Source organism: Mesorhizobium sp. CA7, from assembly GCF_020165015.1.
Classification (GTDB): domain Bacteria; phylum Pseudomonadota; class Alphaproteobacteria; order Rhizobiales; family Rhizobiaceae; genus Mesorhizobium.
The window spans coordinates 135,672-159,043 of record NZ_JAIUHH010000009.1 but is presented as its reverse complement, the minus strand read 5'-3'; the positions used below and the strand labels follow the sequence as shown (position 1 = coordinate 159,043).

18 protein-coding genes and 1 riboswitch are annotated in these 23,372 nt (G+C 64.4%); of the genes, 7 read left to right on the top strand and 11 right to left on the bottom strand.

The genetic code is table 11. From position 1 onward, the window contains the following. Window positions 1-19 precede the first annotated feature (19 nt). The gene (locus LB552_RS17995; RefSeq protein WP_224608870.1) at window positions 20-2,161 is read left to right on the top strand and encodes a caspase family protein; all 2,142 of its coding nucleotides are present in this window, start codon (window positions 20-22) and stop codon (window positions 2,159-2,161) included. 168 nt (window positions 2,162-2,329) lie between these two features. Here LB552_RS17995 and LB552_RS17990 read toward each other — a convergent pair whose 3' ends face one another. The 4 genes from LB552_RS17990 to thiB form a co-directional block, all read right to left on the bottom strand. Next, window positions 2,330-3,796, bottom strand: coding sequence for a M48 family metalloprotease (locus tag LB552_RS17990; protein ID WP_224602224.1), 1,467 nt, complete (start codon window positions 3,794-3,796; stop codon window positions 2,330-2,332). Between the two features lie 152 nt (window positions 3,797-3,948). Further along, a complete protein-coding gene (thiQ, locus tag LB552_RS17985) occupies window positions 3,949-4,734 on the bottom strand; it encodes a thiamine ABC transporter ATP-binding protein (protein WP_224602223.1) in 786 nt (261 codons plus the stop codon). Beyond that, entirely contained in the window at window positions 4,731-6,341 is a 1,611-nt protein-coding gene (thiP, locus tag LB552_RS17980; protein ID WP_224602222.1) for a thiamine/thiamine pyrophosphate ABC transporter permease, read from the bottom strand. Before thiP ends, thiQ begins: the two co-directional genes overlap by 4 nt. Window positions 6,342-6,585: 244 nt before the next feature. Beyond that, window positions 6,586-7,596 (bottom strand): thiamine ABC transporter substrate binding subunit, encoded by a 1,011-nt coding sequence (gene thiB / locus LB552_RS17975; protein ID WP_224602220.1) that lies wholly within the window; start codon window positions 7,594-7,596, stop codon window positions 6,586-6,588. A gap of 45 nt (window positions 7,597-7,641) precedes the next feature. Continuing rightward, a riboswitch (TPP riboswitch) is annotated at window positions 7,642-7,747 on the bottom strand. 135 nt (window positions 7,748-7,882) lie between these two features. Between thiB and LB552_RS17970 the strand changes: the two genes are divergently transcribed. Genes LB552_RS17970 through LB552_RS17955 form a run of 4 tightly spaced genes read left to right on the top strand, consistent with a single transcriptional unit; the run spans window position 7,883 to window position 10,940 of the window. Further along, a complete protein-coding gene (locus LB552_RS17970; RefSeq protein ID WP_224602219.1) occupies window positions 7,883-8,527 on the top strand; it encodes a thiamine diphosphokinase in 645 nt (214 codons plus the stop codon). Window position 8,528: 1 nt separating this feature from the next. Continuing rightward, the gene (locus tag LB552_RS17965; RefSeq protein WP_224608865.1) at window positions 8,529-10,343 is read left to right on the top strand and encodes an ABC-F family ATP-binding cassette domain-containing protein; all 1,815 of its coding nucleotides are present in this window, start codon (window positions 8,529-8,531) and stop codon (window positions 10,341-10,343) included. Window positions 10,344-10,398: 55 nt separating this feature from the next. Next, window positions 10,399-10,641 carry a type II toxin-antitoxin system CcdA family antitoxin gene (locus tag LB552_RS17960; protein ID WP_095767295.1) on the top strand — a complete coding sequence of 81 codons (243 nt, stop codon included), beginning with the start codon at window positions 10,399-10,401 and terminating at the stop codon, window positions 10,639-10,641. Next, the gene (locus tag LB552_RS17955; protein WP_095767294.1) at window positions 10,641-10,940 is read left to right on the top strand and encodes a CcdB family protein; all 300 of its coding nucleotides are present in this window, start codon (window positions 10,641-10,643) and stop codon (window positions 10,938-10,940) included. The genes LB552_RS17960 and LB552_RS17955 overlap by 1 nt, the downstream gene beginning before the upstream one ends. A 26-nt stretch (window positions 10,941-10,966) precedes the next feature. Here the strand turns inward: LB552_RS17955 and LB552_RS17950 are convergent, their stop codons facing one another. Next, the gene (locus LB552_RS17950) at window positions 10,967-12,787 is read right to left on the bottom strand and encodes a hypothetical protein (protein WP_224608862.1); all 1,821 of its coding nucleotides are present in this window, start codon (window positions 12,785-12,787) and stop codon (window positions 10,967-10,969) included. A gap of 69 nt (window positions 12,788-12,856) precedes the next feature. Beyond that, window positions 12,857-14,155 carry an adenylosuccinate synthase gene (locus LB552_RS17945; RefSeq protein ID WP_224527997.1) on the bottom strand — a complete coding sequence of 433 codons (1,299 nt, stop codon included), beginning with the start codon at window positions 14,153-14,155 and terminating at the stop codon, window positions 12,857-12,859. A gap of 320 nt (window positions 14,156-14,475) precedes the next feature. Here LB552_RS17945 and LB552_RS17940 point away from each other — a divergent pair, with 320 nt between their 5' ends. Beyond that, window positions 14,476-15,375 carry a DMT family transporter gene (locus LB552_RS17940; RefSeq protein WP_224549297.1) on the top strand — a complete coding sequence of 300 codons (900 nt, stop codon included), beginning with the start codon at window positions 14,476-14,478 and terminating at the stop codon, window positions 15,373-15,375. A 94-nt stretch (window positions 15,376-15,469) separates the two neighbouring features. Here LB552_RS17940 and serA read toward each other — a convergent pair whose 3' ends face one another. The 5 genes from serA to glmM all read right to left on the bottom strand — a co-directional run bounded on the left by serA (window position 15,470) and on the right by glmM (window position 21,960). Beyond that, complete coding sequence (gene serA, locus LB552_RS17935; protein ID WP_224608859.1) at window positions 15,470-17,071, bottom strand: phosphoglycerate dehydrogenase; 1,602 nt, start codon at window positions 17,069-17,071, stop codon at window positions 15,470-15,472. A 65-nt stretch (window positions 17,072-17,136) separates the two neighbouring features. Then, the gene (locus LB552_RS17930) at window positions 17,137-18,312 is read right to left on the bottom strand and encodes a phosphoserine transaminase (RefSeq protein ID WP_224608857.1); all 1,176 of its coding nucleotides are present in this window, start codon (window positions 18,310-18,312) and stop codon (window positions 17,137-17,139) included. 202 nt (window positions 18,313-18,514) lie between these two features. Further along, window positions 18,515-19,372: an outer membrane protein gene (locus tag LB552_RS17925; RefSeq protein WP_224608856.1), complete on the bottom strand. Its 858-nt coding sequence runs from the start codon at window positions 19,370-19,372 to the stop codon at window positions 18,515-18,517. Window positions 19,373-19,573: 201 nt separating this feature from the next. Continuing rightward, the gene (locus LB552_RS17920; RefSeq protein WP_140841634.1) at window positions 19,574-20,389 is read right to left on the bottom strand and encodes an outer membrane protein; all 816 of its coding nucleotides are present in this window, start codon (window positions 20,387-20,389) and stop codon (window positions 19,574-19,576) included. Window positions 20,390-20,607: 218 nt separating this feature from the next. Further along, entirely contained in the window at window positions 20,608-21,960 is a 1,353-nt protein-coding gene (gene glmM, locus LB552_RS17915) for a phosphoglucosamine mutase (RefSeq protein ID WP_140841636.1), read from the bottom strand. A gap of 368 nt (window positions 21,961-22,328) precedes the next feature. Here glmM and LB552_RS17910 point away from each other — a divergent pair, with 368 nt between their 5' ends. Further along, window positions 22,329-23,195 carry a hypothetical protein gene (locus tag LB552_RS17910; protein ID WP_224602214.1) on the top strand — a complete coding sequence of 289 codons (867 nt, stop codon included), beginning with the start codon at window positions 22,329-22,331 and terminating at the stop codon, window positions 23,193-23,195. Window positions 23,196-23,372 lie beyond the last annotated feature (177 nt).

Below are 23,372 nucleotides of genomic sequence, written 5' to 3'. Positions count from 1 at the left end.
ACCACATGGGGGATTTGCCATGCTGCGATGCTGCGCGCTGATTGCACTCTTGATCCTCGTGGGTCTCACGACGTTTCAAGCGCATGCCGAGCGAAGGGTTGCCCTTGTGATCGGCAATTCGCAATACCGCGAAATCCCGACGCTCAAGAACCCGGACAAGGACGCGGAGAACGTGTCGAGGACATTCCGGCTGGCCGGCTTCGAGGTGTTCGCCGCCAAGGACCTGACCAAGCTTCAGTTCGAAGAGCGGTTCCGCAACTATCTGGCGGCGGCGGACGGCGCCGATCTGGCGGTTGTCCATTATTCGGGGCACGGCTTCCAGATCGGCGGAGAGAATTTCCTGATCCCGGTCGACGCGTCGCTGAAAGATGCGGCCGACATGGAGGTCCAGGCCATCAAGGTCGACGACATATTGCGGCAGCTGCGATCGAGATCGAAAGTCCAGATGATCATCCTCGACGCCTGTCGCAACGATCCTTTCCCGCGCAAGGACTATTGGCTGCGCGATCAGTTGATCGTCGCCGGCGGCGGCGGCCTTGCGCAGGTAACGGGTTCGCAGAACACGCTGATTGCCTTTGCCACCGAGCCGGGGGCGGTCGCCTATGACGGGTCCGGCGACCTCAGCCCGTTTTCGTCGTCCTTCTCCCGCCGTGCGCTGGCGCCGGACCAGGAGATACGCTCGGTGATGGCGGCCGTCCGCCGCGACGTGGTCAAGGCCACCAACGGCAAGCAGGTTCCATGGGAGAACTCCTCGCTGATCGACGACGTCGTGCTGATGCGCGGGGCGGAGCAACCAGCGCCGTCACCCGATACGCAACAGAACGAGCAGGTGGCGGAGCGCGGAATCCAAGTCGCCGATGCCGCCGAAGCGATTGGAAGTCTCGACATCCGTGTCCCGCTCGGCGTCGGTCCGGTTCCGCTGAAACTGGAGTTTCCGGCCAAGGATGCCTCTATCAGCCTTAAGCTTGCGAGCTACCCGGCGGCCGGCACGCTGTCCCTGCCCGATCGTGTCCTTTCGCCGCAATCGAGCCTGACGGCCGCCGAGGTCGACAAACTGCGCTACGAGCCGCAGATAGGCTCGGTCGCGCCCGTCGAAGTCGGCATCGAGATCCGCGCGGGCAGCGCCGCGAAGCGGTCGACGATGCAACTCTCGCCGAGCGTCGACCCTTGCGACCAAGCCGCCGGCGAGCCGCTCGACCTGCAGGGCGTTGTCTCGGGCCGCTTGCCGAACGAGATCGGCGGCGGAGCTGTCGAAGCTTGCGAGGCGGCGGTGAAGTCCTATCCTGACATTGCGCGCTTCCGCTACGAGTTGGGGCGGGCACTGCTGGCGTCGGGCCGGCTTGACGAAGCGAGGAATGTGATCCAGGAGGCGGCCGATAAGGGGCACGTCCGTGCCGTGTACGAGCTCGGCTACATCGCCGCATCCGGAATGAGCGCGGCTCCGGATTTGACCAAAGCCAACAGCCTCTATGCGCAGGCGTCGGACAAGGGAGATCCCTACGGCATGACTGCCTTGGGGCGCGCTTTGTTCGACGGTGTCGGCGTCCAGCGCGACACCGGCAAGGGACTGGACCTGCTGCTCCAGGCAGCGGCGATGGGGCATGTCGATGCCACCAAGGACCTTGCGGTGATCTTCAAGGAAGGCCGCAACGGCGTACCCGCCGACCCGGCCCGCGCCTTGGCTTTCCTCCGAGCCGGCATCGACCGGCAGGAGGCTTATTCGATGGCCATTCTCGGTCTCTCACCCAAGCGAAGCGAAAAGACGGTCCCGGTGTGCAAGCCCAAGGTGGTGACCAAAGTGGTCACGAAGATAAAGGTGGTCCGTACCCCCGCGCCAAAAGCGCCGCCACCGGTCACCAAGATACCGGCCAAGCGCATACCGAACGGCACCGGATCAGCATCTTGGCGTGGCAATGGCGGCGATCACCCCGAGCCCCGCGGCGGCGGATCTGACAGCGGCAGCACCGACGGTGACAGCACCGGCAGCACCGACTCCGGCAGCACCGACACTGGCAGCACCGGCAGCACTGACTCCGGCAGCACCGACACTGGCAGTCCCGGCAGCACTGACTCCGGCAGCACCGACACTGGCAGCACCGGCAGCACTGATTCCGGCGGCACTGATACTGGCAGCACCGGCGGCTCTGACGGGATCAGATAGCAGCATCGATGGCGTGGACGCAGCCAGCCGAACGGCAGCGTCGAGAGAGCATGATCCCGATAAGTGGGAACCGGTTTCGGACGACATCATGCTCCAACAAGGATCGTGATGGCGATTCAACGAAACGCCGTCACCATCAAGCGGCCGCCGGAAAGCGGGGTGTCGGTCTTATTTGTCGGTGACGATCTTGACCTTGTCGCCGGACGACACAGTCGCGCCCGGCGACATGGCGTTGAGCACGCGGAACAGATCGAGCTTGCGATCGACGCCGACCATCTGCGCGGCGAGCGAGCCCATAGTCTGGCCGGCCTGGACGGTAATGACCCTGATATGCAGCGGCTTCAGCGCCGCCTTCTCGGCCGGGCTCAGCACGCGGAAGGAGCCGCTGACCGAGCGCGCCACAGGGTCCAGCGAAGTGCTGGCCGAGGGCGCGGCCGTCAGCAGCCTGTAGACCTGCCCACCGGCCCGGATCACCGCGATGTCGAACTGCCAGCCTTGCGCGCTGGCATGGGCCGTCGCCGCATCGTTGCCGTTGATCGTGTCCTGGCGCACGCTGGCGTCTTCCAGCCCCGCGACCCAGCCGCTGCGGATGTAATCGGTGAGCGACACGGACTTGTCGATCGCCACGCCGTCGAAGCGGATGGCGATGTCGCCCGGCCCGGTCGCGGTCACGGCGGCCGCCGAATTGTCGATGACAAAGCCGTCCGGCACGGTGAACGAGACGCCGAGATTGGGATGCATGAAGGTCTGGCCGCGCACATAGCCTTCTTCCGGCGTGTCGCCGTAAAGCAGGCCGTCTATGCCGGCCAGAAATGCGTCGCGGTCGCGCGTGCCGACGCCGGGCGGGCCGAAATTGCGCGCGAGGCGCTGCGCCAGCTCGATACGCTGCGGCGTGTTCGGGTGCGTCGCCAGGAAGTCGAGGCTGGCGTCTGTGGCGCCGCTCACCGAGCGGAAATCCGTATAGGCCGACATCGACTGCAGGAAGCGGCCGGCGGCATAGGGATCATAGCCCGCCTCGCCGATCGACTTGATGCCGATGGCGTCGGCCTGCAGTTCCTGGTTGCGCGAGAATTGCGCGAGCCTGAGCTTGCCGCGGATCAGCGCCGCCTTGGCGGTCGGGCTGTCGCCGAGCACATCGGAGACCACCTTGGTCGCCAGGCCCTCCTCCGCTTCGAGCTGCTGCCGCTGCAGGCCGTGATTCGCGGTGACGTGCCCCATCTCATGCGCGATGACGGCGGCAAGCTCGGAGGAATCGTTGGCCAGCGCCAGCAGGCCCCGCGTCACATAGAGATAGCCGCCCGGCAGCGCGAAGGCGTTGACGTTGGGCGAATTGAGGATGGTTATGCGATAGGTCTGGGTCGGGTTGGCCGACACCACCGTCAGATTGCCGACGACCTTGGCCACCATGCGTTCGAGCTTTGGGTCGGAATATTCGCCGCCATAGGTGGCGAGAATCCGCGGGTGCTGCGCCTTCGCCATCTCTGCGAGCTTGGCGTTGGCCACGACATTGTCGACGGTGATCGGCTTGTCGGAAGGTTGGAAGCCGCTCTCCTGCACGTCCGGCGGCGTGAACATCTGGCAGCTCGCCAGCAAGGCGACGCTCGCCAGCGCGAGAAATCGTGCCAGCGGCTTCATCCACACCTTCTCAGCGCCGCTCGACAGGTCGGCTTCCTTCCAAATCTTTCGGCAAATCACGGTCCAGCCGGACCAGCATGGCCGGACCTAGCCATACTCCCCCGGACAAGGCAAGCAAACGCCGGATCGCCCATTGCCGGTTTGGCCATAAATTATGTCCGCTTCCGGGCAACATGTTGTGATCCGGCAACGGTGCCGCCTCGATCGCCGATATAGCGCCGGAACGCATCCGGTCCAGACCGATCGAAGAAATCCTCGGCGGGCCCGGCTGCCGCGATCGTGCCTTCGTCGAGAAATGCCACGTCCTGCCCGACGCGGCGCGCATCTTCCGGCTGATGCGTCACGAACAACACCGTCATTTCGCGCTCGGCATGAATGCCAGCCACAAGATCCAGCATATCGTCGCGCAGCGCCGGGCCGAGCGACGCGAAAGGTTCGTCGAGCAGCAAAACGGGCCGGTCGCGCAGCAGCACGCGCGCCAGCGCCACGCGCTGCCGCTCGCCGCCGGACAGCTCGCGCGGCAGCCGCTTTTCCTTGCCGGCAAGACCAACCCGCGCCAGCGCCTCGGCGACCTCGGCGCGATCGGCGTCGCCGAGTTTCAGCGACGGCGAGCGGCCGAGCCCGACATTGGCTTCGACGGAAAGATGCGCAAACAAATTGTTTTCCTGGAACACCATCGACACCGGCCGCGCCGAAGGCGGCGTGTTTCCGAGATCGACGCCGCCGATCAGGACCTTACCCGCATCAGGCGCTTCGAAGCCGGCTATCAGATTGAGCAGCGTCGACTTGCCGGAGCCGCTCGGCCCCATGATGGCGGTGATCCTGCCGGCCGCGAATTCGGCGTCGAAGCGGAAGGAGGATTCGCCATAGCTGAACGAGACGCCATCCAGCGCGACGGCGAGGCCCTTTTGCGCGGCGGTGCCGTCGATGGTCGTCATGACTTTCCTTCCCGCCCCAGCCAGTCGGCCGCGACCACCAGCATCAGGCAGACGAGGCCGAGCAGCAAGGCAAGTCCCGCGGCGTCGGCTGTCCTGTAGCTGCTCATGCGCGCCAAAAGCAGATAGGGCAAGGTCTGCACGGAATCGCTGCCGAACAGCGCGATCACGCCGAGATCGCCGAGCGACAGCGCCATGGCGAAGGCGAAGCCGGTGGCCAAGGGCCGCCTCAGCGACGGCCAGTCTATCAGGCTGAGTCGGTTCCAGCCGGTTATGCCGAGCGCAAGGCAAAGCCGCTCGTGGCGCTCGCTCGCCGCGTCATAGGCCGGGCGAACGGCGCGAATGGCGAAGGGCATCGCCATCACTGCGTTGACGGCGACGACCATGACCGGCGCGATGGCAAAGACATCGGTGACGTGGCGCAGCGCCAGAAACCAGCCGGCGCCAAGCACGATCGGCGGCACGACGAGCACGAAGCCGGCGCCGGTGTCGGCGGCATGTTCGAGCAGGCCCATGGCCCCGCCTGCCCGGCGCCGTAGGGCCAGCGCGCGCCGTGCCGCGATCAGCGCCAGCGACAGCGTCACGCTGAGAAGCGCCGCAAGCAGGGCAAAGCCGGCGCTGGTGAAGGTGGCGCGGCGCACCGCCGCTTCACCGGCCAACCGTCCGAGATCCGTCCCCAGACCTGAAAGCACGGTCGCCAGCATCGGTCCGGCGACGAACAGCAGGGCAAGCATGATGAGGCCGGCATTCAGCGCGCTTTCGATCCGGCCCGCCGAAAGGTAGCGGCGCGGCGCCACCGGCAGATTGGCATCACCGACCGTGTTGGCGCCGAGCCGCGTGAGTGCTGCGACCACGACGAAGGTGAGCGCGATCTGGAGAAACGTCAGTGTTACGGCCCGCGTAGGATCGAAATCGAAGCGCAGCGCCTGGTAGATGGCCACTTCCAGTGTCGTCGCGGCCGGACTGCCGCCGAGCGTCAGCACGATGGTGAAGGAGGTGATGCAGAGCATGAAGACCAACCCGGCAATCCCCGGCAGGGCCGCGCGCAGCACCGGCCATTCGATCAGCCGGAAGGCCGGCCAGGCACCCATGCCGAGCTGGCTCGCCAGCCGCCACTGGTCGGCGGGAACGGTGCCCAGCGCCTCGAGGAACAGGCGCGTCGCCAAGGGCAGGTTGAAGAAGACATGAGCGACAAGGATGCCGGAGAGGCCGTAGATCCCCGGCCAATCCGCACCGCCAAGTCTGGCGAGGACGCCGGCTAAATATCCGACCCGACCGTAGAGCGCCAGAATGCCGAGCGCGGCGACGATCGCCGGTAAGGCCAGCGGCAGGGTGAACAATTGCAGGATCAGGCCGCGACCTGGAAAGGCCGGATGCCTCGACAAAGCGCGCGCCACGAGCAGCGCCGGCGCGACCGACAGCAGCGTCGAGAGAGCCGCCTGCCACAGCGTGAAGCGGGCGACGCGCAGGAGATAATTGTCGAAGGCGGCGGCAGCGCCGGAGAGATCGTGCGCGCCTTCGACGGCGAGGCCGGCGAAGGCACCGCCGATGAGGAGGGCGATGGCCGCCAGCGCGACGACGCCGGCGGTGACGCGGGAGTCAGGGTGCACGGCGGCTTGCACGTTGCACCTTGGTGGAATTCAGCAAACGCCGTGTTCCTTCGCGCCCCCCTCTGTCCTGCCGGACATCTCCCCCACAAGGGGGGAGATCAGCAGCGCCCGCCCCTCGCTCATCACTGCAACGTCGCCAGTTGGCGAAACCGCCGATGACGGCCAATTTCCCCCCCTGTGGGGGAGATGTCCGGCAGGACAGAGGGGGGCGCCGTAGAGCGATCATCTTGCGCGAATAGCGATCCTACTTGCTCATCACCGCCAGCCACTCATCCACCCACGCCTTGCGGTTGGCGGCGACCTCCTGCGGGCTGAACAGCAAGGTCTTGGTCGGCTTCACCAGTTTGTCGAAGGCCGGGTTGAGCGGCTTGTCGGTCTTGCCGGCCGGGAACATCCAGTTGGTTTCCGGAATGACATCCTGGAATTTCGGTCCGGTCATGAAGGCGATGAACTTTTGCGCCAGCGGGTTCTTCGCGCCCGTCGTGGTGATGCCGGCAACCTCGATCTGCAGGTATTCGCCTTCCTCGAACGAGGCGGCCTGGTAGCGCTCGGTGTTCTCGGCCACCATGTGGTAGGCCGGCGAGGTGGTGTAGGAAAGCACCATTGGCGCCTCGCCCTTGGTGAACAGGCCATAGGCCTCGCTCCAGCCCGGCGTCACCGTCAGCACTTTCGATTTCAGCTTGGCCCAGGCTTCCGGCGCCTTGTCGCCATAGACCGATTTCACCCACAAGAGCAGGCCGAGGCCCGGCGTCGAGGTGCGCGGATCCTGGATGACGATCTTGTCCGTGCCGGCGCCTTCGACCAGTTCCTTCAGGCTCTTCGGCGGGACTTTAAGCTTCTGCGTGTCATAGACGACGGCGAAATAGCCGTAGTCGAAAGGCACGAAAGTGTCGTCGCTCCAGCCTCCAGGCACGTCGATGGCGGAGACTTCGCCATGCGGCACGAACAGTCCGCTCGCCTTGGCGTCGGCGGTGAGATTGGTGTCGAGGCCGAGCACGATGTCGGCCTTGGTGCCGGCGCCTTCGAGCTTGACGCGGTTGAGGAGCGCCACGCCGTCGGCCACCGAGACGAATTCGAGATCGCAGCCGCATTCGGCCTCGAATTCCTTCTTCACCGCCGGGCCGGGACCCCAATCGGCGGTAAAGCTTTCATAGGTATAGACGGTGAGCTTGTCCTTCGCAGCGGCAGGCGCGACGCCCGCCAGAAGCGAAACTAAGCCGGTTGCGAGAATGAGATGGGACAGTATTGCGCGCATATCGGCGCCTCCTTCGTTCGAGTGACAAGGAATTGAGGCGCCGGATCGTCCGAAACGTCTAATCCCTCCGCCGGTACAAACCGGATCAGGTTCAGCGGGTTGGCTTGATCGCCTCTCAGCCGGATCACGTCCGGCACCCCGTTAGAGCGTTTCGACAGATAGGCCCCGCCGAAGCAGCGCGCAAGCGGAAGTTTGCCGGGCAGCTAATGTTCGCCGGTAGCCTCGCAGCCGAAGCGCACGGCATCCCGCTTCCGTTTCGCCCGACGGGCTGGTAAGGGCGACGGCCATGGGCACATTCACCATCCTGCTTGCCGGCGAGCTTATCCGCACGCCCCGGCTCGAACGCCAGATCGCTGGCTCGCGCGTCATCGCCGCCGATGCCGGCATCGGCCATGCCCGCATGCTTGGACTTGTCCCCGAACTTTGGGTCGGCGATTTCGACTCGGTGCCGGCGAACCTGCCGGATGATCTCGCCGCCGTGCCGCGAAAAGTCTTTCCGGCCGAGAAGGACATGACCGATGGCGAGCTCGCCATAGCGGAAGCGCTTCAGCGTGGCGCCACCAGCCTCGTGCTGGCCGGCGCCTTCGGCGGCAAGCGCGCCGACCATGCCTTCCTGCATCTGGCGCTGGCCGTGCGGCTGGCCGAGGCTGGCACGACCGTGCTGCTGACCAGCGGCGCGCAGGAAGGCGCTCCCATCCTGCGCGGCAAGGCCAGCTTCGACTATGACGACGGCACCTTGTTTTCGGTGCTCGGCTTTTCCGACCTGTCCGGCCTGACGGTCACCGGCGCCAAATGGCCTCTCGACCGCGTCGAGGTGGCGTTCGGTTCCTCGCTCACTATATCAAATGAGGTCAAAGGGCAGCTTGGCATCGCGCTGGAGCGCGGCCGGGCCCTGCTTCTGGCCCACCCCTATCCTCTTCCAGAAAGTTGACATGGCGCCGCCACTCCTCAACCTCGACGACATTAAACTGACTTTCGGCGGCACCCCGCTGCTCGACGGCGCGGCGCTCAGCGCATCCGCCGGCGAGAAGATCGCGCTGGTCGGGCGCAACGGCTCGGGCAAGTCGACGCTGCTCAAGATCGCCGCCGGGATGATCGAGCCGCAGGATGGCGAGGTGTTCCGCCAGCCTTCGGCCACGGTCCGCTATCTGCCGCAGATGCCGGACATGGACGGCTTCGCCGACGTGCGCGCCTATGTCGAGGCGAGCCTTGGCCCGGCCGACGATCCGCATCGCGCCACCTATCTGATGGACCATCTTGGCCTGACCGGCGAGGAGCGGCCGAACGACCTGTCCGGCGGCGAGGCGCGCCGCGCCGCCCTTGCCCGCGTCATGGCACCGGAACCCGACATTCTGCTCCTCGACGAGCCGACCAACCATCTCGACCTTTCGGTGATTGAATGGCTGGAAGAAGAGCTCGCCCGCACCTCCTCCGCGGTGATCCTGATCTCGCATGACCGCCGGTTTCTCGAGCGCGTCACGCGCGCCACTGTCTGGCTGGACCGCGGCCAGACGCGGCGGCTGGACAAGGGCTTTGCGCATTTCGAGGAATGGCGCGACCAGGTGCTGGAAGAGGAAGAGCGCGATCAGCACAAGCTCGGCCGCCAGATCGTGCGCGAGGAACATTGGCTGCGCTATGGCGTGACCGCCAGGCGCAAGCGCAACATGCGCCGCCTCGGCGAGTTGCAAACCATGCGCCAGCGCTTCCGCAGCCATCGCGGCGCAGAGGGCACCGCGACGATGGTGGCCAGCGACGCCGCCGAGTCCGGCAAGCTGGTGATCGAGGCCAGGAACATCGACAAGAGCTTTGGCGATCTCACCGTGGTCAAGGGGTTCTCGACCCGCATCCAGCGCGGCGACCGCGTCGGCCTGGTCGGCCCGAACGGCGCCGGCAAGACGACATTGTTGAAGATGCTGACCGGCGAGCTGGCGCCGGACGCCGGCACCGTGCGGCTCGGCGTCAATCTCGAGATTGCGACGCTCGATCAGAAGCGCGAGGCCGTCGATCCGCAGGAGACGCTGGCGCATTACCTCACCGACGGACGCGGCGAGAACCTTGTCGTCAATGGCGAGCAGCGTCATGTCGTCTCCTACATGAAGGATTTCCTGTTCAAGCCGGAGCAGGCCCGCACGCCGGTGCGCGAGCTTTCCGGCGGCGAACGCGCGCGGCTGCTTTTGGCCCGCGTGCTGGCCCGGCCGGCGAACCTTCTGGTGCTGGACGAACCGACCAACGATCTCGACATGGAGACGCTGGAGCTGCTGCAGGAGCTTGTCGCGGGCTTTGCCGGAACCGTGATACTGGTCAGCCACGACCGCGACTTCCTTGACCGCACCGTCACCAGCGTGATCGCGCCGGACGGCGGCGGCCGCTGGATCGAATATGCCGGCGGCTATTCCGACATGCTGGCGCAGCGCGGCGGCTCCAGGCTGGAAGACCGCAAGGCAAGGTCCAAGACCGAGGCGAGCGAGGCTGGACCGAAAGCCGAACCGGCGGCGCCCAAAGGCGCCGCGAAAAAGCTCTCGTTCAAGCAGAAATTCGCACTGGATTCGCTCCCTAAGAAGATCGAAGCGGTGACGGCCTCGATCTCGCGACTGGAGAACAACATCGCCGACCCCTCCTTCTACGAGCGCGACCCCGCCTCGTTCCAGAAGACTATCGCCGCGCTCGACAAGGAGCGCACGACGCTGGCGGCACTCGAGGAAGAGTGGCTGGAACTGGAGATGCTACGCGAAGAGATGGAAGGGTAGGCTTGCCTGCACGTTCTATGCGCTTATATTATGCGCATGGAATAGAGAGGCTGCCGTGCTCCAATCAACTGCGAAACCGCAACGCAAATCGGTAAACACCTCGATCGATTCGAGATTGATCGAGGAGGCCAAGGCATTGGGTATCAATATGTCCCGCGCCGCCGAGCAAGGAATCGCCAAGGCAATTTCTGCCGAGAAGATCCGTCGCTGGCAGGAGGAGAACAAGGAAGCGCTCGAAAGCTCTAACGAATACGTCAAGCGTAACGGTCTGCCTTTGGCCAAGTACCGGCTGTTTTGATGGCTCGCTACGATTTCTACCGAAGCACGGGAAGCGACGGTTATCTCCTCGATGTCCAGTCCGACATACTAGAACAGCTCGATACCAACGTCGTCGTTCCCCTTCTGCCCCCCAACATCGCACCGCTGCCGGCACGCAGGCTGAACCCGATCTTCAGGATCGATGGCAAGGAACACGTTATGGTCACTCAGTTCATTTCGGCTGTGACGGCTTCCGAATTGCGGGCGGCAGAAGGAAACCTTGGCAGGCATCATGACGAGATCGTCGCCGCTCTCGACATGCTGTTTCAGGGCTTCTGAGCGGCGGCTTAAAACCGCCGCTGCCATCACCCCGATGTCTTCGCCGCCCAGGCCTTCAGCGCCTCGTCAAAAACCTTCTCGCCGGGGATGCCCTTTTCCATGGTGAGCAGGGCGCGGCGTCCGGTCTTGTAGACTACTGGCACGTCGATCCAGGCCTGGCCTCTCAGCAGCGTCAGGTTGGCGTCCTCGTCGGCCTTGGTGTCGTTGAGCGCGACGAGGAAGAAGCCGTCGGCGATCTTGGCCGGGATGCCGATCAGCGGGCTGCCGGCATCCTGTTCGGAACTCTTCATGGCGATGCGCAGGATGTTGTCGACGCCGCCGCCATCGAACCCTTCCGGCGTCAGGAAGATCATCTCGATTATGTGGCTGGCGGGCAGTGTCTGGTCGGTGTTGCGCCGGATCGTCATGCGCAGCTGGATATTCTTGCCCGGGATCGTCGCCTCGGCGCGGATCGCCGGTTCCGGCGGCAGGTCGCCGCCGGGCGATTCCTGCACAAGCGACCAGACGATGCTGCCGGGCTCGGCCGTACCCTGCTGCGTGCTGGTGCGCTCCTCATAGAAGATCGCCTTCTGCCCGACCGGCACGGTTGCCTCGGCGGTCGCAGGCGCCGGCGCAGCCGGTGTCGTGCCCGCGGGCGGCGGCGTTGTCGCTGCCGCAGGCGGCGTGGCGCCGGCCGCGGGCGGGGTTGCCGCGTTAGCCGCCGGCGGCGTGGTTCCGGCTGCGGGCGGCGTTGGATTGGCCGCGTCGGTCGCCGGCGCTCCGGCCGCAGGCGTCTCAGGCGTCGGCGTGGCCGGAGCAGGCGTGACCGGAGCAGGCGGGGTCGTCGCCGGCGTAGCCGGCGGCCGCGAGGTCAGCGCCGCGACGGATTCGCCTTCGCCGATCGTGGGCTGTCCGCCGGCCGGGCCGGGATCCGTCTCCTTGCCCTCGGGCGTCAGGCGTTGCGTGAACTTGTTGGTGTCGGCCGCCTCGCCGGTGCCGGACGCAGCCGGCGCGGCCGCCGTCTCCGTCGCCGGCTTGGCCGGAGCCGGCTTGACCAGCGGCTCTGTCGAGGCCGTCTTGCTGCCACCGCCGCCAAGGCCGAAGAGCGACCCGAACGCATTCTTGTTCAGCCATATGCCGTAGCCGCCGCCGGCCAGCACCAGGAGCGCGACGACGGCGGCGATCAAGCCACCATAGCTGCGCTTGCGCTTTTGCGGCTGTGGCCGCAGGCGCTGGAAGGTATCGGCCGCCGGCTGCTCGTCATTGGCAAAGACATCGCTGCCGTCATTGGCATCGTCCATGCCCGCCAGGCCTACATCGTCCTCGCGCGGCGACGGCATCGGCGGCGGCGCCTTCTGCCAGGCTGGCTCCGCCTTTGGCGCGGTCTGCCAGTTCGGCTCGGTCCTTGCCGTGTTCTGCCAGGCTGGCTCGTCCTTCGCAGGGGTTTGCCGCGGGGGTTCCGCCTTCGGCCCGCCTTGCCAGCTGGGTTCGGTCCTGGCGGGCGCGGGCGACGGCCTGAACGGCTCGGACTTGAACGGATCCGGCTTGGCGGGTTCCGGCGCCGCCGGCTGGCGGGAATGGCTCGGCTGGTTCTTGTTGCGGTCGATGGAGGAGAAAATATGCTCCAGCTCCGCCAGCGGATCCTCAGCCGGAACGCGTTTGACATACTCGCGCTCGACACTGGAAATGGCGTCTTCCAGCGAGCGCTTCTGCTTGCTGACGACATCGGGCGCAAGCGGCGGGGAATACTCGGCCAGTTTCTTTGCCAGCACGGCGCGGGCGCCGTCGTATATCTGCTTGCGCATCTCGAACGAAGGGTCGGCCTTCTTGTCGAGCTGCTTTTTCAGAACACTAACGAAATCTGCCATGCGTCAGGTGACCTGCATTCTTTTCCCGCCGACCGCAAATCAGCCATAGCGCCGGGAAGGGCTGTGAAACTAGTCTTGAAACGGGTCGGTCACAAGTATTGTGTCGTCCCGCTCGGGGCTGGTGGAGAGCAACGCCACGGGGGCACCGATCAGCTCCTCGATATGGCGGACATATTTGACGGCTTGCGCCGGCAAATCGTTCCAGCTTCTGGCGCCGGCCGTGGTTCCCTTCCAGCCTTCGAGCGTCTCGTAAACGGGCTCGACCCGCGCTTGCGCGCCCTGGCTGGCCGGCAGGTAATCGATCGTCTCGCCGTCGAGGCGATAGCCCGTGCAGACCTTGATCTCGTCGAGCCCGTCGAGCACGTCGAGCTTGGTGAGAGCGATGCCCTTGATGCCGTTGACGGCGACGGCCTGGCGCACCAGCACGGCGTCGAACCAGCCGCAGCGGCGCTTGCGGCCGGTGACGACGCCGAACTCGTGGCCGCGCGTGCCGAGGAACTCGCCGATCTCATTCTTCTGCTCGGTCGGGAACGGCCCTTCGCCGACGCGCGTCGTATAGGCCTTGGTGATGCCAAGCACATAGCCGATGACGCCGGGGCCTACGCCCGAACCGGCGGCGGCCTGCCCGGCCACGGTGTTGGACGAGGTGACGAACGGATAGGTGCCGTGGTCGATGTCGAGCAGCGTGCCCTGCGCGCCCTCGAACAGGATGCGTTCGCCGGCGCGGCGCCTGTCGTCGAGCACCTTCCAGACGCGGTCCATGTAAGGCAGGATCTCGGCGGCCACCGAGGTCAGCTCCTGCATGATCGCCTCATGCGTCGCTTCCGCATGACCGAGCCCGCGGCGCAGCGCATTGTGATGCGTCAGCAGCCTGTCGACCTTCAAGGGCAGCGTTTCCAGATCCGCCAAGTCCATCACCCGCACCGCGCGCCGGCCCACCTTGTCCTCATAGGCGGGGCCGATGCCGCGTCGTGTCGTGCCAATCTTGGTTCCTGAATTTGAGGCGGCGTCTTCGCGCAATCCGTCCAGCTCCCGGTGCAGGGACAGGATAAGCGCGGTGTTTTCGGCTATTTTCAGGCGTTCCGGCGTGACCTCCACGCCCTGCTCCTTGAGCTTCTTGGCTTCGGCGACGAAGGCATGCGGATCGAACACCACGCCGTTGCCGATGATCGAAAGCTTGCCCTGCCTGACCACGCCGGACGGCAGCAGCGACAGCTTGTAAACCTTGCCGTCGACGACCAGCGTGTGGCCGGCATTGTGGCCGCCCTGGAAGCGCACGACCACATCGGCCCGTTCCGACAGCCAGTCGACGATCTTGCCCTTGCCTTCGTCACCCCATTGCGAGCCGACGACCACCACATTGGCCATGTTCTTTTCCCTTGAAATGCCGCGCGGGCGGCCTGAAACGACAGGCCTCTATAGCGTCAAGCGGAGGCTGGCGCGACCCTTTCTTTGCCGCCGAAACCATCGTTGGAGCATGACCCCAACCGAAGGTCGGCGAACCCAAAAAGCGGAACCGGCTTCAGCAAGTGACCATGCCCCTCAAGGACTTGGATCAAAATGACGCCAACGCCGAGACGTCAACCTGGTCCAGGCACAACAAATTCCGGCTTTCGCATCATTTACTTGCCGCCGCCGCCACTCTAGGCCGGGCCGAACCCTCGAGCACCCGCAGGGCCGGAACCTCCATGCACCGAGCCGCCTATCTGTTCCTTCTGTCGACCATGCTCTTGTGGGGCGGCAATTCGGTGGCGGGCAAGCTTGCCGTCGGCCATGTCTCGCCGATGACGCTGGTGTTCCTGCGCTGGGTGATGGCGGTGCTGATCCTGCTGCCCATCGGCTGGCGGACGCTGCGTGAGGATTGGCCCGAAGTGCGCAGGCACTGGAGGCTGCTTGCCGGGCTCGGCGCTTGCGGCTTCACCATCTTCAACGTCATCTTCTACACCGCGCTCAACTACACGACCGCCATCAATGTCTCGATCGAGCAGGCAGCCATCCCGATCGTCATCATTCTTGCCAATTTCGTGCTGTTCAGGCTGCGCGTGCAGCCTCTGCAGATCGTCGGCGTCGTGCTCACCATCGCCGGCGTCGCGCTGACGGCAAGTCATGGCGACCTCGGCCAGTTGCTGAAGCTCGAGCTCAATTTCGGCGACGCCATCATGCTTGTGGCGGTGCTTTGCTACAGCCTCTATTCGGTGGGACTGCGCCTCAGGCCGGCAATCCGCTGGCAAAGTTTCATGCTGGCGCTGTCGATCGCCGCGCTGCTGGTCTCCCTGCCCTTCTTCGTCTGGGAGGTCGCGTCTGGCCGCGTCATCGTGCCGGACGCGCGTGGCTGGGCGCTCACGCTCTACACGGCGCTTGGCGCTTCGGTCGTCTCGCAGGTCCTCTACATCAAGGGCAACGAATTGATCGGCGCCAACCGCGCCGGCCTGTTCATCAATCTGGTGCCGATCTTCGGCACGTTGCTTTCGGTGCTGATCGTCGGCGAGCAGTTTCAGGCGTATCAGGCCTTCGCGCTGGCGCTTGTCCTCGGCGGCATTGCGCTTGCCGAGTACAGCGGCAGCCGAGCAGCGCTGCAGACGGGGTGAATATCTCAACTTCCCGGCAAGCGGCCATCGGGTGACAGCCACCTCATGAATGCCCCGCCTGCTGATGCAAGCGGGGCGTTTTCACGTCCGGACGTTACTCGCTGCCGACGTCGAAGCGCAGCCGCTTTGCCGAGTCGATCGACTTGTGCGCGCGTACCTGCTCCAGCACACTTTCCGGGAAGGGCGCATCGAGATAGAGCAGCGCTATCGCATCGCCGCCCGGTCGGTTGCGGCCGAGCTGGAAGTTGGCGATGTTGACGCCGTTCTCGCCGCACACGGTGCCAAGCAGGCCGATGATGCCGGGCGCGTCGGCATTGGTGGTGTAGAGCATGTGCTGGCCGACCTCGGCATCGAGATTGATGCCCTTGATCTGGATGAAGCGCGGCTTGTGGTCGGAGAAGCAGGTGCCGGCGATCGAGCGCGTCATATGCTCGGTCTTGACGGTGAGCTTGATATAGCCGTCGAACACGCCCGACTTGTCGCGCTTGACCTCGGCGACGATGATGCCGCGCTCCTTCACCATGATCGGCGCCGACACCATGTTGACGTCGGAGACCTGCGGCCGGATGAGGCCTGCAAGGGCAGCGCTCACCAGCGCGCGCGTGTTCATCGTCGCGGTCGAGCCGTCGAACAGGATCTCGACCTCCTTGATCGGATCCTCGGTGACTTGGCCGACAAAGGCGCCGAGCACTTCGGCAAGCTTGACGAAGGGTTTCAGCCGCGGCGCCTCCTCGGCTGTGATCGAAGGCATGTTGATGGCGTTGGAGACCGCGCCCTTGATCAGGTAGTCGCTCATCTGCTCTGCAACCTGCAGCGCGACATTCTCCTGCGCCTCGGTGGTAGAGGCGCCGAGATGCGGCGTTGCCACGACATTCTCCATGCCGAACAGCGGGTTGTTCTCGGCCGGCTCGACCTCGAACACGTCGATGCCGGCCCCGGCCACCTTGCCGCTCTTCAGCGCCGCGACCAGGTCCGCCTCGACGACCAATCCGCCGCGGGCGCAATTGATGATGCGCACGCCGTCCTTCATCTTGGCGATCGCCGCCGCATCGATGATGTTGCGCGTCTTGTCGGTCAGCGGCGTGTGCAGCGTGATGAAGTCGGCGCGGGCGAAGAGCTCGTCGAGTTCGACTTTCTGAACGCCGAGCTCCTCGGCGCGGCTGTCCGACAGGAACGGATCGAAAGCGATCACATGCATCTTCAGCCCGACGCCGCGCGTGGCGACGATCGAGCCGATATTGCCGCAGCCGATCACGCCCAGCGTCTTGCTGGTGATCTCGACACCCATGAAGCGGTTCTTTTCCCACTTGCCGGAATGGGTCGAGGCATTGGCTTCCGGTATCTGCCGCGCCAGCGCGAAGATCATCGCCACCGCATGCTCGGCCGTGGTGATCGAATTGCCGAAGGGCGTGTTCATCACGATGATGCCCCTGCGGCTGGCGGCCGGGATGTCGACATTGTCGACGCCGATACCGGCGCGGCCGACGACCTTGAGCCTGGTTGCCGCATTGATCAGCTTCTCGGTGACCTTGGTCGCCGAGCGGATGGCGAGGCCGTCATACTGGCCGATCACCTCGGCGAGCTTTTCCTTGTCCTTGCCGAGATCGGGCAGATAGTCGACGTCGATGCCGCGATCCTTGAAGATCTGCACGGCGGTGGTGGAAAGTTTATCCGAAACGAGAACGCGGGGCGCCATTGCGGCCTCCTTGAGGTGGGAATGGAATGTGTCGGGAACTGGCGGCCCGCGGGCCGCCATGAAACTCAGGCCGCTGCCTTGAGCGACGCCTTCTGCGTGGCGAAGGCCCAGTCGAGCCAGGGCAGCAGCGCTTCGAGATCGGCGGTCTCGACGGTGGCGCCGCACCAGATGCGCAGGCCGGGCGGGGCATCGCGGTAGGAGCCGATGTCGTAGGCGACGCCTTCCTTGTCGAGCGCGGACACGATCCCCTTGGCGAAGGCCGCCTGGCCGTCGGCATCGAGCGCCGCCACTTGCGCGTCGGTGAAGGAGAGGCACACTGACGTGTTCGAGCGCGTCGCCGGATCGACGGCGAGGTGGCCGAGCCACGTCGACTTCTCAGCGAACCGGTCGAGCACCGCGGCATTCGCGTCCGCGCGCGCGATCAACGCTTCCAGGCCGCCGATCGACTTCGCCCAGCGGAGCGCATCGAGATAATCCTCCACGCACAGCATCGACGGCGTGTTGATGGTCTCGCCCTTGAAGATGCCCTCGATCAGCTTGCCGCCCGAGGTCAGGCGGAAGATTTTCGGCAGCGGCCAGGCCGGCTTGTAGGTCTCCAGCCGCTCGACAGCGCGGGGCGACAGGATCAGCATGCCATGCGCGCCCTCGCCGCCCAGCACCTTCTGCCAGGAAAAGGTGACGACATCGAGCTTTTCGAAATCGAGCCTTTGCGCGAAGGCGGCCGATGTCGCGTCGCAAATGGTCAGGCCCTTGCGGCTCGCGGGAATGAAATCGCCATTCGGCACGCGCACGCCCGAGGTCGTGCCGTTCCAGGTGAAGACGACGTCGCGGTCGAAATCGACCTGCGTCAGGTCGGGCAGTTCGCCGTAGCCGGCCTCGAACTTGCGAACATCCGCGAGCTTGAGCTGCTTGACGACATCCGTCACCCAGCCGGAGCCAAAACTTTCCCAGGCAACCATGTCGACGCCGCGCTCGCCAAGCAGCGACCAGAGCGCCATCTCGACCGCGCCGGTGTCCGACGCCGGCACGATGCCGATGCGATAGTCTGTGGGAACCTTGAGGATTTCGCGCGTCAGCTCGATAGCCTGCTCGAGCTTCGCCTTGCCGATCTTGGCGCGGTGGGAGCGCCCAAGCGCGGCGGCTTTGAGCGCCTCGACCGACCAGCCGGGGCGTTTTGCGCAGGGACCTGAAGAGAAATTGGGGTTTGCCGGACGGAGTCCGGGCTTGGTAAGCGTCGTCATCGTGGTCTATCCTTCCAGATAGTGGCCCCTCGTTGGGGAGGGGTGGCCCACGGACGGCGATATGCGCTCACGCTTCCGGCGTCAAGAGCAAAGTTTTTGTCGCTGTCGGGATACTGGCGATACCGATCAAACTCTCGTGACCTCAAACGCGAACGGCGGACCCAAAAGATCCGCCGTGGTCGTTCTCATGCATTCACAGCGCCTACCAGAGATCGTAGCGCAGCCCGAGCTTGACCTGGTGGTAGTCGAGGCCTTTCTTGAAAATAGGGTCGCCGGCATTATCCGACACCACATACTTCGCAGAGGGCAACGCGACATATTGATAGCCGACATCGACCGCGACATTCTTGCTGACCTGATAGGCAAAACCGGCGCCTAGCATGTATGTCAGGCTGAACTGCTTCTCCGACTGCGCAGAACCTTTGTAGCCGCTCGGATCGTCGCATTCGAAGATCGTCGTGGTTGAGCCCACCGTCGTGGACGAATCCACGCAGTTGCGATCGCCTTGGGCAAATCGGTAGGAGCTATATGCAAGGCCAATGCCGCCTCCGACATAGGGCGTTATGCCGACATAAGTGCCTAGATCGACAAACGCGCTCGCCATGACATCATAGGCCTTGTTGTTGCCGTTGTTGGAGCCTTCGCAGCCACGGGTGCTTGGGCCGGCGAACACGCTTGTGCCGCTGGCGTCGGTAACGCTTACCGTCTGCGTTCCATCGCAGGTGGTTTGGAAACTGCTAGCGAACTTGCTGGTCGGCAGCAGACCGAAATTCAGTTCACCGCGGAAATAGTCGTTGAAATGGTAGCCCATGCCTATCGAACCGGACAATGGACTGTTTTTGGTGGAGAGGCCCGCTGGGGTTTCCGAAAAGTCATAAGGCTTGTTGAAGGCATAACCGACATCGCCGCGCAGATACCAACCCGAGCCGACCTCGACCGGCTGGTAGTCCGGCGCCTGGTCGACATAGATCGGCGGATCGTAGTCGGCTGCGAGCGCCGGCGTCATCGGCAACAGGATGATTGCGGCAAGCGCTGACGCGATACGCGATCTGGATATCATGGTCCCCGGCTCCTGAAATTGGCGCCAGCCGCGAACGCGAGCGCCGTTTCAAGGAGCCATTGTTAACCATAGTGGTTAAGTGGCAGTTAAGGATAACAGTCGGTTACCGAATTGATTTCGATCAATATTTGTCGGCGTTGCATAACAAAAGCCGCCCGGCTGGCGCCGGGCGGCTGACGAATTTCGGGATAATGAAGGCGATTACTTGGTGTAGATCGGCTCCGGCTCCGGCTGATAGGCGACCACTGGTGCGGCGCAGCCATTGTTGCCGCCGAACTGGTAGCGCAGGCCGCCGCGCACTTCATGCGTGTTTATGCCATGATCGAACCCCGGCCCGGAGCTGGTCGAATCGAACTCGAACATGCGGCCGCCCTGGATGTGGGTGAAGCGATAGCCTGCATCGAGGATCACCCTGTCGGTCAGGCAGTAGGAAGCGCCCGCCATGAGAGCGTAGGCGAAGCGCCAGTTGGATGACCCCGGATTGGTCTCGGTGGTGTTCGGATCGTGGACCGTGTCCCACTTGATGTGCGCGCCGCCGATGCCGGCGCCGACGTAAGGCGTGATGCCGTGCCAGGTGCCAATATCCACATAGGCGTTGGCGAGCAGCAGCAGGGCGCTCATCCTCGACACTTCGGTTGATGTCGTGGTGAGGTCCGAGGTCTGGCCGTTGAAGTTCGATTTGAACCAATAGTCGGCAGTCAGATCGGTACGGAAGTAGTCGTTGACTTTGTAGCCGACACCGCCGCCTAGCGAGAAGCCACCCTTCAGCTTGCCGAAATCGAAATCGTTGGTGCCGGGCGGCGGTCCGTACGTAATGTAGTCGATGCCACGCAAAGTCGACTTGTGATAGTCGATGTCGCCACGGATATACCAGCCGCCGACATCAATCGGCTGCGGTTCGACTACCGGCGGTGGAGCTTCTTCGATTTGCGGTTCCGCGAGGTCGGCGGCGAGAGCCGGTCCGGCTATCCCCGCGAACAGCGCGGCAAGCAATGCCATTCTTGCTGTCTTGAACATTCTGTCACCCCTAAGAAGCCTCGGGACGACATCGCCCGAAGATGATTGACCTCGGGTTTGGATAATGAATTGCAAAGGTTAAAAGCCGTTTAACCGTACCGATTAACCACGAATCTATACAATTTTAGAGCGAACGCCGTTGTCCGATCTGCCCGCCCGGCGACAAAAAGCCCGCCTAGCGGCGGGCTTGCCGACTTAGAGGAACTGCGGGACGGCGTTCAGGCGGCGCTGCGGGTGTCCTGCAGGATGCCGACGATATCGTTGACGACCGCTTCGACCAGCTGCGGATCATCGCCCTCGGCCATGACCCGGATGAGCGGCTCGGTGCCGGAGGGACGGATCACCAGGCGGCCGGCTTTGCCAAGCCGGTTGCGCGCATCCTCGATGGCCGCCTTGACCGGAGCTTCCTCCAGCGGCTTGCCGCCGGAGATGCGGACATTCTTCAGAAGCTGCGGCACCGGCTCGAACTTCTTCGACAATTCGCTGACCGGCCGGTTCTGCCGCTTGATGCAGGCCAGCACCTGCAGCGCCGAGACCAGGCCGTCGCCGGTGGTCGAGAAATCGGACAGCACGATATGGCCGGACTGCTCGCCGCCGACATTCAAGCCATGCGCGCGCATGTGCTCGACCACATAGCGGTCGCCGACCTTGGTGCGGTGCAGCTGCAGCTTCATGTCGCCAAGAAAGCGTTCCAGCCCGAGATTGGACATTACGGTGGAGACGACGCCGCCGCCGGCCAACCGCCCGCTCTGGTGCCAGGACTCGGCGATCAAGGCCATGATCTGGTCGCCGTCGACGATGGTGCCGTTCTCGTCGACGATCACCACCCGGTCGGCATCGCCGTCGAGCGCGATGCCGATATCGGCGCGCACCTCGTGCACCTTCTTCTGCAGGCCGGCCGGATGGGTCGAGCCGCACTCCTTGTTGATGTTGAAGCCGTTCGGCTCGACATTGATCGCCACCACCTCGGCGCCGAGCTCCCACAGCGCCTCGGGCGCCACCTTGTAGGACGCGCCGTTGGCGCAGTCGACGACGATCCTCAGCCCAGAAAGCGACATCGAGCGCGGCAGCGTGCGCTTGGCGAATTCGATATAGCGGTCATGCACGCCGTCGACGCGCTTGGCGCGGCCGAGCCCATCGGAATCGGCGAGCGCCAGCTCGATGTCCTTGTCGAGCATGCCTTCGATGCGTTCCTCGATCTCGTCGGAAAGCTTGTAGCCGTCGGGACCGAACAGCTTGATGCCGTTGTCGTAGTAAGGATTGTGCGAGGCCGAGATCATCACCCCGATGTCGGCGCGCAGCGAGCGCACCAGCATGGCGACCGCGGGCGTCGGTATGGGGCCGAGCAGGAACACGTCCATGCCGGCGGCGCACAGGCCCGCCACCATGGCGTTCTCGATCATGTAGCCGGAAAGCCGCGTGTCCTTGCCGAGCACGACGCGATGGCGATGATTGCCGCGCTGGAAGGAGAGCCCGGCGGCCATGCCGACGCGCATGGCGACCTCGGCCGTCATCGGAAATTTGTTGGCGCGTCCGCGGATACCGTCGGTGCCGAAATACTGACCTGCCATGTGTCTCAAAGTCCCCGTCGGTTTTTCAGCCGCCCGTTTTGCCACAAATTGGGCCGCATCCGATCATCAAATTTCGTGATTGTATATTACCAATTCTTAGAAAAACATTGTAGCGGGCGATGCAAGCGATTCGACAGCCTGTCACCACCTTTGACGTGGCGGCGCTATACCTGCCGGTGCGAGGCTTGTCGGCGCCCTGTTCCCGGCAAAGCCTGGCTGGCGGCAAACCGGCAGGCAATTCATCACCTTATCGCGAATAACACACTTTGTGAGAGCGCCTGTGCCGGAAGCATCTGGCGCAACCGGACATTGAGAGCTATTGATTTGGCATAGGGACACTTATTGGCGGCAGCAAGGGAGAAAACGCCATGCTTATTCATAGACTTGCAGCTTTGACGGGTATCGCCGTCGCAACCTTGTTCCTGGCGGCGCCGGCCAACGCGCTGACCATGGCCGAGTGCAGCACCAAGTATAACGCGGCCAAGGATGCGGGAACGCTCGCCGGCCAGACCTGGAACCAGTTCCGCAAGGCCCAGTGCGGCAGCGACGCCACCGCGACCGACACCAAGGCCGCGACCGACACCAAGGCCGCGACCGATACGAAGGCCGCCGACACCAAGCCCGCCAAGAAGACGAAGGCGGCCGCCGCTGCCGACGACGCGGCCAAGGGCCTGAGCTCCAAGGAGTGCAGCACCAAATACCAGGCTGCAAAATCCGCCGGCACGCTCAACGGCATGAAGTGGAACGACTTCCGCAAGGCCGAGTGCGGCCCTGGCGCAACCGCTGCGGCTGCCACCGCCCCCGCCACCAAAACCGCCACGACGACCAAGACCTCGACCGCCGCTGCCGATGGCGGCAAGGGCCTGACCATGGCCGAGTGCAGCACCAAGTACCAGGCTGCGAAGACCGCCAACAAGCTGAACGGCATGAAGTGGAACGACTTCCGCAAGGCCGAATGCGGCGCAGGTGCCGACGATGACGACACCGTGCCTGCGCCGACTGAGGCGACTTTCACGAAGGAACCGGCCAAGCCGACTGTGACCGCTCCGAAGGGCGTCACTTTCCCGGCCGCCATCTCGCCGAAATTCGCCAACGAGACCCCGGCCAAGGGCCGCATGCATACCTGCCTCGAGCAGTACTATGCCAACAAGGATGCCAACACGCTGAACGGCCTGAAGTGGATCCAGAAAGGCGGCGGCTTCTACAGCCTCTGCAACGCCAAGCTGAAGAGCTGATCGCCTAATTATTCGAAGGGAAAAGGCCCGCGCGTCGCAAGATGCGCGGGCCTTTTGTTGCGGGCGAAGACGCCCGCGGCCTTGCTCGCATCTGCATATGGCGGGACTGTCGGCATCGTCGATTTGCCCACACTGCCCATCGCCAGGTTTTGTCGGCAGCTCGCAAAGATTCCGGTT